Genomic DNA, 9961 nt, shown 5'->3' on the forward strand with positions numbered 1-9961 from the left:
TGGCGGGGGCGTGCGGGTCTCGGGGGCGCGCGTGGGCGGGGCGGAGCCGGACCGCGGGACCAGGCGCGCGACGACCGGGGGGGTGCTGCCCGGGGCGGGGGCGGGCGGCGCGATGCGCGCAGGGGGAGCCAACGGACATGGTAGGCGGAGCGCGGAAGGGTCGGGTGGCGCGCGAAGGGGCGGATCGTAGGGCCGGACGTAGGTCTAGGGCGCGGTGATTCCGGGCAGGGAGGGGGCGAGTGGCAGCGCGTTCATGTGGCGAAGTGGGCGGCGGCCATCGTCGGGAACGCGGCGCGCGTGTCGGCGTCGTCGGTTGCCGCGTCGCTGATCGCGATCCGGCACGCATCGAGCGGCGCGAGCCCCGCGACGATCAGCCGGGCCGCGTGCACGAGCAGGCGCGTCGACGCACCTTCGTCGAGCCCGTTGCCGGCTTGTGCCAGTGCGCGCGTGCGGTGGGCGAGATCGACGAGCCGGCGCGCGGTGTCGCGGTCGGCGCCGCTTTCGCGTACGACGACGTCGGCTTCATGCGCGGCATCCGGATAGCCGAAGTCGATCGCGACGAAACGCTGCCGCGTCGACGGCTTCAACCGCCGGTGCTCGCCGTGATAGCCGGGGTTGTACGAGATCACCAGATGGAAATCCGGATGCGCATGCACGACCTCGCCGAGCCGGTCGAGCGGCAGCACGCGCCGCGAGTCGGTCAGCGGATGGATCACGACCGTTGCGTCGGGGCGCGCCTCGACGATCTCGTCGAGATAGCAGATCGCGCCATGCCGCGCCGCGAGCGTGAGCGGCCCGTCGGCCCAGTAGGTGCCGTCGGCGTCGAGCAGGTGCCGGCCGGTCAGGTCGGCGGCCGACGTGTCGTCGTTGCACGCGACCTGGATCAGCGGCAGGCCCATGCGCCACGCCATGTACTCGACGAATCGGGTCTTGCCGCAGCCGGTCGGCCCTTTCAGCAGGACCGGCAGGTGATGGCGGCAGGCCGTCTCGAACCAGTCGGCCTCGGCGCCGGCCGGCTGGTAGAACGGCGCGTCGGCGATGCGGTGTCCGGCGAGCGGATCGGTGGCAAGCGGCGTATCGCGTGCGCTCATTACCACCTCCCGGTCATCATCAGCATGCCGGGCAACCAGCAGGTGCCGACGCCGATCGCGATCGTGTAGCCGGGCAGGAAGCGCACGCGCCGCTTCAGCCCCAGCGCGACGAAGAACAGGAACCACAGGCTCGACCACAGCAGCCACATGGTGCCGAAGCGCACGTCATGCGACGTGCCGGCATAGACGAGCGCGCTGATCGCGACGAACAGGCAATACCAGCCGAGGCCCGCGCCTTGCAGTCCGCGCCACTGCACGGCGGCGAGGTACAGGTACGTGAACGCGAACAGCAGGCCGCCCGCGCTCGAGAAATATTGCTGCGGCTCAGTGGCCTGCACGAGGCCGACGAGGTTGATCAGCAACGCGAGCAGCCCGACGAGCAGGTTCAGGCCGGCCGCATCGCGCGGTTCGATGCGGCCGGTGAGTGCGACGCCGTTGACGACCAGCACCGCACCGATGAAGAAGAGAGCGACACCGAGCATGATGAAGGCTCCAGAGTGGGACGGAGCCGTTCGCGCACGCGGCGCGAACGGCCGGGCAGGGCGCGGGCTCAGCGGTGCGCGGGCGCTTCGGACGGAATGCCTTCGATCGGGCATTCGGGCGTGCCGGGTGTCGCGCGCGTGAGGCGTTCGACGGCCTGGCGCGTGCCGTCCGGGTCGTTCACCCAGTTTGCGTAGAACTCGAACGGGCATTGCGCGACGCCGTTCGGCGATTCGCCGGAGCCGATCTTGCCCGTGTAGCCGCGGTGCAGCAGCTTGTACAGGTGGTTCTGCGACTGCATGTTGCGGCGTGCGTCGCGGATCAGGCTCACCGACAGCTCGGCATACTGCACGCCGTTTTCTTCCTCGCCGCATTCGCCGAGCGTGCGGCCGTCGAAGCCGACGATCGCCGAGTGGCCGAAATACGAATACACGCCGTCGAACCCGGACGCATTCGCGACCGCGACGTAGCAGTTGTTCATGAACGCCATCGCTTTCGACACGAGCACCTGCTGGTCCTTCGCCGGGTACATGTAGCCCTGGCAGCGCACGACGAGCTCGGCGCCGCGCATCGCGCAGTCGCGCCAGATCTCCGGGTAGTTGCCGTCGTCGCAGATGATCAGGCTGATCTTGAGCCCCTTCGGCCCTTCGGCGACATACGTGCAGTCGCCCGGATACCAGCCTTCGACCGGCACCCACGGCATGATCTTGCGGTACTTCTGCACGATCTCGCCCTGGTTGTTGATCAGCACGAGCGTGTTGTACGGCGCCTTGTTCGGGTGCTCCTCGTGGCGCTCGCCGGTCAGCGAGAACACGCCCCACACGTTGGCCTTGCGGCACGCGGCCGCGAAGATGTCGGTTTCCTCGCCGGGGATCGTCGAGGCCGTGTCGTACATCTCCTTCGCGTCGTACATGATCCCGTGCGTCGAGTATTCGGGAAACACGATGAGGTCCATGCCGGGCAGGCCGCGCTTGATGCCGACCACGCGCTCCGCGATTTCGCGGGCGTTCGCGATTACGTCGGCGCGCGTGTGCAGGCGCGGCATCTTGTACTGGACGACGGCGACGCCGACGGCGTCGTTGCTGCTGGAAATATCGCCATGACGCATGGTGTGCTCCTGGTTCGGGTGAAGACGTGCGTTTTCGAAAGGCAAAAAAAAGCCCTTGCCTCGACGAGCGAGGCAAGGGCTTCTTTGCCGGTCCGTTCATCCGACAACGCTGTCGGATAACGGGAATGCGGATGGGTGGCCCGGTGTGGGGCCGGCGAAGTGCGGGCTAGCGGGCACGCGCTTCGCACGATCGTGGGACGTCTTTGTCCACCGGATCGATGGGATGCACTCTAGGCAAAGTTTTTTTTGGATGCAACATCGCGTATACCCCTGCACGCGGTGAGGGCACGGCGACCGGTGCGGCGTGCGTCCGGGATCGTGCATTGCGCTGGGCGATCGAGCGGGGTCGGACGCAAGTTTGCGTGAGCGACGGAGCGGCATCGCATCGCACCCGCGTCGACATGAGCGGATTGGCAGGCGCATCGGCAATGCGGAATAAGGTTGCGTCTACAACCTTTTAGCGTATGCCGATGCGGGTTGAATCGCGCTTAACTTCGATCGTTCGCCGCGTTGCTTTCGAGGAAACTGTCCACCGCGATCAGCGACTGTTCGTCGAGCGTGCCGAGCACGCTTTTCAGCTTCAGTTGCAGCTTCAGCGCATCGAGATAGCTGTCGAACAACTTCTGCCGGATGCCCGAGATGTCGCGCCGCAGGTTCAGCGTTTCGTACGTCGTGCTGTAGCCGACCTGATGCGCCTTCATCGACGAATCGTACGCAAGCCGCGCGGCCTGCAGCGACTGCTGCAGCGCGCGGATGCGCTTGCCGACCGATTCGAGCGCGGACAGCGCCTCGCGATGATCGGTGCCCAGTTGCTCCTCGACCTCGCGCAGCCGGTTGCGGTACTGCTCGGTCACGTGCTCGGCCTCCACCTGCCGGTAGTACACGCTGCCGCCGGAGAAGATCGGAATCGTCACCTGCACGCCGACCGCGCTCTGATGGAAGTCGGAGCGATCGGTGAGCCCGCGCAGGTTCGGGTTGAGCCCGCGCGAGTACGACGCGAACAGGTCGACGGTCGGCAAGTGCTCGGCGCTGACGCGCTTCGCGGCGAGCCGCGCGACCTGGACGTCGCGATAGGCCTGCCGGTACGCAGGGTTGTCCTGCGGTGCGTATTCGCCCGACGGAATGCGCGGCGACGAGCCGCGCATCGCGAGCCGCGGCCAGCGCGAGAAATCGATCGTCGAACCGAGCAGCGTCTCGTAGCGCGCGCGGCGCGCGTCGACGTCGGTTTGCGCGAGGGCTTCGTCGGATTCGGCGAGGCTGCGACGCGCCTCGATTTCAGCCGTATCGCCGATCGTCTTCATCCCGAGCTGCGCCATGCGTCGTGTATCGCTTTCGAGCCGGGTGAGCGCGTTCACTTCGTCGTCGGCCGACTGCAGCTTCTCGCGCGCGCTGAGCAGGTCGAAGCACGCGTTCGCGACGCGCAGGATCAGGTCCTGCCTCGCCACCTCGAGCTTCTGTTTCGCCGATTCCTCATACTCGGTCGCGCGCCGCATGTCGTACAGGTAGGGCACGTTGAACAGCGCCTGCGTGACTTGCGCGGAACCGTAAGCGGCATTGCTCGATCCGCTGACGTCGATCCCGAACAGATTCGCGTGCGTGCCGTAGCGCCCCCATTCGAGTTGCGCGGCAGCCTGCGGCAACATCTGCGCGCGTGCTTCGGGGAATTTCTGGCGGGCCGCGTCGTATTCGCTGCGCGCCTGCAGGTAGCGCGGATCGTGCACTGCCGCGTACTGGAAGGCGGTGTCGAGGCAGAACGCACGCGCGTTCGCAGACATGCCGGCTATCGTTACAGCGAACAATGTCACGGTTGCAAGTCGGGGATTCCACCTAGTCGAAAAACTTGATAGGGAATTACCCGCATTCCGCGTCGCCGATCCGCGATTCACGCGCCTCGTTTCAAACATGGCCGTCTCCGTCTCCTGCCCGTGCCGCAACGTATTGCGGCGGGATTTAAACGTTTTGAAATTGAAATTCAAACAGCATGAATGCCTGCCAACCGTGGTGCATCGGAAAACGCGCCTGTAAGAGTGTGTCCTCCATTGAATTCCGATGCGCTCGCATGATAGCCTGATTTCGGCTCGTAATCGCAGTGATTATTAGATTAACAAGTCGCTAGGGATTAAAAGCCGTTGGTCTTTCAATGAAGGTTCTTTGCATCATCTTTATTTTTTACGAGGAGAGAATGATGAAGGTCATGACGACGGAACAGGTCAGGAATGTGCATGGCGGCGGTGCGATCAGCTCGCTGGGTAGCCTCGCTGTTGACGCCGCGCCGGTGGTGACCGCGCTCGGCCAGTTCCTGCCGAGCCTCGGCAATTACCTGCAGAACCCGAAGACGTTCAATAACACCGGCAAGTAACCGCCGTGCGCGGGGAGGCGCCCCCCGCGCGAAATGCTGCGCAATAGAAGGAAAAGAATCGATCGCCGCAGTGGAAATAAAGCGAATCCGGAATGCATTATTTTCGGTTCGGGCGATTATCAGGAGGCAGGAGTGCCGGATTATCCCCGTAATAAAGTGAACGGCCATTGAGATTGCAATTGGCTGACGGTTGCAGGCATTCCGACAATATAAAGGCCACAACAAATGCGAGACATCACGGAAGAACAGGCCCGCCAGATTCGCGGCGGCGCGTCGCTTTACTCCAATTCGGCCGCCTATACGGTCGATCTCGTCAACCAGTCGATCGGAACCACGCTCCAGGGCCTGATGACCCAGTACCAGGCCCACGCCGTCGAGCAGTTCCGGATGTCGCTCGGCTCGTCGCGCTGAGCGGCCCGCCAAGCCGCCGGTAACACCGATCTTCCGTCGCAGCCGGCAGCGTGCCGGCTGCGCCCATGCGTATCGCGCACGACCCGCCACGGGCCCGCTAGCGGCAGGCTCGGGCGGCGCGTCGTCGCGCCCCGGGTGCCCGACCATGCTTTTCAATACGCGTAAAGTCCGTCCGGTCCTGCAGGACGAGGTGACGGAGTGCGGCCTGGCCTGCCTCGCGATGATCGCGTCGTGGCACGGGCGCGAAACGACGTTGCGCACGCTGCGCAACCGTTACCCCGTCCGGATCGATTCCGGGCTGTCGTTCTTCGACCTGATGGAGATCTCGAACGATCTCGGCCTGCGCGCCCGCGGGCTCCAGTTCGACGCGGGCGAGCTCGATGCGCTCAAGACGCCGTGCATCCTGCACTGGGGGATGAACCACTATGTCGTGCTGACGAAGGTCGGCTACGGCAGCGTGCACATCGTCGATCCCGCGCTGGGCGAAACGAAGCTGCCGCTCGCACAGGCGCTCACGCACATCACCGGCTACGCGCTCGAACTGAATCCGGACATCGGCTTCACGCGGGCGGGGCAGGCCGACCGGATCCGGTTGCGCGACTACCTCGAAGGGCTGACCGGCATCCGCAAGAGCCTCGCGATCGGCATCGCGGGCGGCGTCGCCGCGCAGCTCCTGCTGCTGCTCGGCCCGTCGTATGTGCAGCTGACGATCGACGAGGCGCTGAAGAAGACCGACGTCGACATCCTGTACCTGCTGACGATCCTGTTCGCGATCGTGTTCCTGTTCGACACGCTCTACGCGAACCTCGTCGGCAACATCAAGAGCTACCTGCGCAACATCGTGTCGCAGCAGTTGTCGGCGAACATGGTCGGACATCTCGCGCGGCTGCCGATCGGCTATTTCCTGTTCCACAACACCGGCGATTCGATTTCGCGCGTGTCGTCGGTGTCGGAGGTCGGGCGCTTTCTCGTCGATGGCCTCGTCGGCGGGCTGCTCAATATCGTCACCTGCACGCTGACGCTCGTGCTGATGCTGTACTACAGCCCGGTGCTGGCCGGCATCAGCCTGGCCGGGATGGTGCTGTTCGCGCTGAGCCGGCTCGCGATCCAGCCGCAACTGCAGGACGCGATGTCGCAGATTCTCACGCGCGGCGCCGAAGCCGACGCGCTGCTGATCGAGAACATCCGTTCCGCGCACTCGATCAAGCTGCTGTCGGCCGAGACCGCGCGCAGCAGCCTGTGGGTGAACGCGTTCACGCAGAAGCTGCAGGCGATGCGCCAGCAGGAGCGGCTGCAGTTGCTGTTCGACGCGATCTCGAAAGGGATCGTGCACGTCGAGCAGCTCGTGATCGTCACGTATGGCGCGTGGCTCGTGATGCACGGCCAGAGCACGATCGGCGTGATCTACGCGTTCATCCAGTACAAGAACCTGTTCGCCGACAAGTTCATCGACTCGATCCAGCTCTACGTGCGCCGCAAGGTGCTGCAGGTGCATATGGACCGCGTCGCGGACGTGCTGCAGACCGAGACGGAGGAGCCCGCGCCCGACGCGGTCGTGCGGCCGGTCGACGGTTTCGACGGTGCGCTGGCGATCCGCGCGCTGTCGTACACGCCGAAGGGCGGCCATCGCCCGATTCTGCGCGACATTGCGCTCGACGTGCCGGCGGGCAGCAAGATCGCGATCGTCGGCCGCACCGGCAGCGGCAAGACGACGCTGCTGAACCTGATCTGCGGGCTCGTGCGGCCCGAGCCCGGCACGCTGTTCGTCGGCGGTGTGGATCTCGCGGAAGTGAACCTGAGGCAGTACCGCAAGCATCTCGCGGCCGTCACGCAGTCCGACCAGCTGTTTCGCGGGACGATCCGCGACAACATCACGAACTTCGCGCCTGCGCCGCGGATCGGCGCGATGTTCGACGCGGCGAAGCTCGCGTGCATCCACGACGAGATCGAGCGGCTCGACCATCGCTACGACACGCCGCTCGGCGATACGCAGAAATTCCTGTCGGCCGGCCAGATGCAGCGGCTCCTGATCGCTCGGGCGCTGTATTGCGAGCCGCGCCTGCTGATCCTCGACGAATTTTCGTCGAACCTCGACCAGGCGACGACGCACGAGATCTGCCGCAACGTGCTGACGCTGCCATGCACGATCGTGCTCGTCACGCACGACGCGTCGATCCTGTCGATGGTCGACCGGATCTACGAGATGCAGGACGGCGTATTGACCGATGCGACCGGCGCATGGCGTTCGGCCGAGGAGACGCGGTGATGCTCGGACGACTCTTTCTGCTCAATCCGTTCTCGTATGCGTTCCTGGTGCGGCGCGCGGTGCGCGCCGTCGCGCTGCGCACGTCACCGGCGCGCGGGCTGCGGCTGATGCGCTGGTGCTCGGGCGCATGCCTGCGCTGCTTTCCGTGCATTCGCGAGTCGATCGAGCGTGCGGTCGCATACATGCTGAGCGCGCACCTGAACGACGATCCACGACGTGTGCGGGAAGTATCGGCGGCGATCGTGCGCGAACTGTTCGAAGCGGAGTTCGCGGGGCTCAAGCTGCGGTCGCACAGCCTCGAATCGATGAAGTCGATGATCGACGGGATGGCGTGCGAAGGCGACGCGCAGCTGCAGGCGGCGCTCGCGCGCGGCGGCCCGTTGATGCTCGCGGGGCTGCACTTCGGCAACCTGATGCTGTTCGTCACGAAGCTGCGCTTCATGATTCCCGACGACCGCAAGCTGATGGTGATCCTGCACCGCGATGCGCCCGGCGCGTTTTTCGACGATGCGCTGCGGCTCGTCGCCGAATACGGCGCCGGTGAAGTCGAGTTCATCGACATCGAGGAGCGCGTGCACCTGCGCCGGCTGATCACGAGCCTGCGGCGCGAGGCGCCCGTGTTCCTGCTGTTCTCCGACCTGCACGGCAAGTTCGGCAAGACCAACCGCTGCCGGCTCGGCGGCCGCTGGGTGCGGATGGCCGGCGGCGGCGTGAAGCTCGCGGTCGAACAGGGGATTCCGCTGCTGGTCGCGTATGCGACGGGCGTGCCGTTCCGCGATCGCTGCGCGGTGCATTTCACCGAGCTCGCGGCCAGCCCGCTCGCGCCGATGCTCGGCATGGACGACGACGCGTCGCCCGTGCGCGCGACGCACCAGCGCATCGTCGACCGGCTCGAGCAGGCGCTCGTGCGCCAGCCCGAGCAGTGGCATTTCTGGGAACACTTCACGCCTTACCTGATGCCGACGCCGCTGCTCGATGCGGCCGCGCGGCGTCGCTCCTGACGAGCCCGCCCCATGCCGACCTGGAACTCCGCCCTCCGAGAACAGAAGCCGTCGCGCAAGCTTGCGCGCGGCACGACCTTCGGCACCGTGATCCACGGCGTCGTCGACGTGCCGGTGTCGATGCGGTTCTTCTGCTACCTGTCGCTCGCGATGTTCGCGATGTTCGTGACCGCGCTCGTCGAACTGAGCTATGCGAACACCGAGAGCGTGTCGGGGATGCTGACGCCGCGCTCGGGGCTGATCGGCGTCAGCGCGCCGCCGGGCTGGGCCGTGCGCGACATCTTCGTCGGCAAGGACCAGCACGTGAAGGCCGGCCAGCGGCTGCTGGCGGTGACGCGCGACACGAGCTTCGTGAGCCAGGCGAACAACGTGCAGGGGATGCGCGCGGCGCTCGACCGGCAGCGTGTCGAGGTGACGCAGCAGATCGACGCGGCGCGGCTCGAATACAAGTCGTCGGTGCAGCAGATCAATCAGCAGATCGCCGCGCAGGGCGAAAGCAGCGGGCTGATCGGCCGGCAGATCCAGGACCAGAAGCGCATCGTCGACGAGTACGGCGAACGGCGTGCGCGCGTGAAGCAACTGCTCGACGAACAGGTCGTGACGCTCGAGCAGTACAACCAGGTCAACACGCAGTACCTGCAGGCCGGGCAGGCGTACCAGGACCTGCTGCTGCGGCGCGCTGAGCTCGCGAAGAACGCGATGAAGCTGCGCGGCGATCTCGACACGATGCAGAGCAAGTACGACGGCGCGAACGCGGAGCTGAAGATCAAGCAGGAGGAGCTGAACGCGAAGGAATACAACATCGACGAGAACGTGAACCAGGTGCTGTATGCGCCTGCCGACGGGCAGATCGTGCGGCTCGACGTCGTGCAGGGCGGCGTGATCGACCCGCCTGGCACGCGCGTCGTCGAGATCCTGCCCGCGAAGGCCGACGGGCTGATCGCCGAGGTCTACATTCCGTCGTCGAAGGCCGGCTTCGTGAAGAAGGGGCAGGAAGTGAAGGTGGCGTACGCCAGCTATCCGGTCGAGAAGTTCGGCACCTATCGCGGCAAGGTGCTGTCGATCTCGCCCGTCGCGTTTTCCGCGAAGGAGCTGAACCTGCCGGGCGACGCCGCCACGCCGCAGACCTACTTCAAGACCTGGGTCGAGCTGGCCGACCGCACGCCGGCATTCGAAGGGCGGCCGCTGTCGCTGCGGGCCGGGATGATGCTGAAGGCCGACATCGTACTGGAGCGGCGCAGCCTG

Annotated in this window: 9 protein-coding genes; 5 read left to right on the top strand and 4 right to left on the bottom strand. The window is 65.8% G+C overall.

All coding sequences use genetic code 11. From position 1 onward, the window contains the following. Positions 1-251 precede the first annotated feature (251 nt). From G3N93_RS26275 to G3N93_RS26290, 4 genes are all read right to left on the bottom strand, one after another. Positions 252-1091 (bottom strand): CbbQ/NirQ/NorQ/GpvN family protein, encoded by an 840-nt coding sequence (locus G3N93_RS26275; RefSeq protein ID WP_206134280.1) that lies wholly within the window; start codon positions 1089-1091, stop codon positions 252-254. After that, positions 1091-1573: an AmiS/UreI family transporter gene (locus G3N93_RS26280; protein WP_174935679.1), complete on the bottom strand. Its 483-nt coding sequence runs from the start codon at positions 1571-1573 to the stop codon at positions 1091-1093. The genes G3N93_RS26275 and G3N93_RS26280 overlap by 1 nt, the downstream gene beginning before the upstream one ends. A gap of 68 nt (positions 1574-1641) precedes the next feature. After that, positions 1642-2679, bottom strand: coding sequence for an aliphatic amidase (locus G3N93_RS26285; protein WP_011355442.1), 1038 nt, complete (start codon positions 2677-2679; stop codon positions 1642-1644). Between the two features lie 488 nt (positions 2680-3167). Continuing rightward, positions 3168-4583: a TolC family protein gene (locus tag G3N93_RS26290; RefSeq protein WP_174945045.1), complete on the bottom strand. Its 1416-nt coding sequence runs from the start codon at positions 4581-4583 to the stop codon at positions 3168-3170. A gap of 281 nt (positions 4584-4864) precedes the next feature. Between G3N93_RS26290 and G3N93_RS26295 the strand changes: the two genes are divergently transcribed. The 5 genes from G3N93_RS26295 to G3N93_RS26315 all read left to right on the top strand — a co-directional run. After that, positions 4865-5038 carry a hypothetical protein gene (locus G3N93_RS26295; protein ID WP_006495012.1) on the top strand — a complete coding sequence of 58 codons (174 nt, stop codon included), beginning with the start codon at positions 4865-4867 and terminating at the stop codon, positions 5036-5038. A gap of 225 nt (positions 5039-5263) precedes the next feature. Then, positions 5264-5449 (top strand): hypothetical protein, encoded by a 186-nt coding sequence (locus G3N93_RS26300; RefSeq protein WP_006479215.1) that lies wholly within the window; start codon positions 5264-5266, stop codon positions 5447-5449. 145 nt (positions 5450-5594) lie between these two features. Further along, on the top strand, positions 5595-7715 hold the full coding sequence (locus G3N93_RS26305) for a peptidase domain-containing ABC transporter (RefSeq protein WP_174935674.1): 2121 nt from the start codon (positions 5595-5597) through the stop codon (positions 7713-7715). After that, positions 7712-8716: a hypothetical protein gene (locus G3N93_RS26310; RefSeq protein WP_206134281.1), complete on the top strand. Its 1005-nt coding sequence runs from the start codon at positions 7712-7714 to the stop codon at positions 8714-8716. Before G3N93_RS26305 ends, G3N93_RS26310 begins: the two co-directional genes overlap by 4 nt. Before the next feature lie 12 nt (positions 8717-8728). Continuing rightward, positions 8729-9961 (top strand): HlyD family secretion protein (locus G3N93_RS26315; protein ID WP_206134282.1); only part of this gene is annotated, 1233 nt, incomplete at its 3' end.

It is taken from the genome of Burkholderia sp. Se-20378, from assembly GCF_017104665.1.
Classification (GTDB): Bacteria; Pseudomonadota; Gammaproteobacteria; order Burkholderiales; family Burkholderiaceae; genus Burkholderia; species Burkholderia lata.

Bases quoted from the DNA above. Each gene is read 5' to 3' on its own strand.
- G3N93_RS26290 (WP_174945045.1), bottom strand. From the start codon at position 4,583: ATGTTTGAAACGAGGCGCGTGAATCGCGGATCGGCGACGCGGAATGCG.
- G3N93_RS26295 (WP_006495012.1), top strand. From the start codon at position 4,865: ATGAAGGTCATGACGACGGAACAGGTCAGGAATGTGCATGGCGGCGGT.
- G3N93_RS26275 (WP_206134280.1), bottom strand. From the start codon at position 1,091: ATGAGCGCACGCGATACGCCGCTTGCCACCGATCCGCTCGCCGGACAC.
- G3N93_RS26300 (WP_006479215.1), top strand. From the start codon at position 5,264: ATGCGAGACATCACGGAAGAACAGGCCCGCCAGATTCGCGGCGGCGCG.
- G3N93_RS26280 (WP_174935679.1), bottom strand. From the start codon at position 1,573: ATGCTCGGTGTCGCTCTCTTCTTCATCGGTGCGGTGCTGGTCGTCAAC.
- G3N93_RS26305 (WP_174935674.1), top strand. From the start codon at position 5,595: ATGCTTTTCAATACGCGTAAAGTCCGTCCGGTCCTGCAGGACGAGGTG.
- G3N93_RS26285 (WP_011355442.1), bottom strand. From the start codon at position 2,679: ATGCGTCATGGCGATATTTCCAGCAGCAACGACGCCGTCGGCGTCGCC.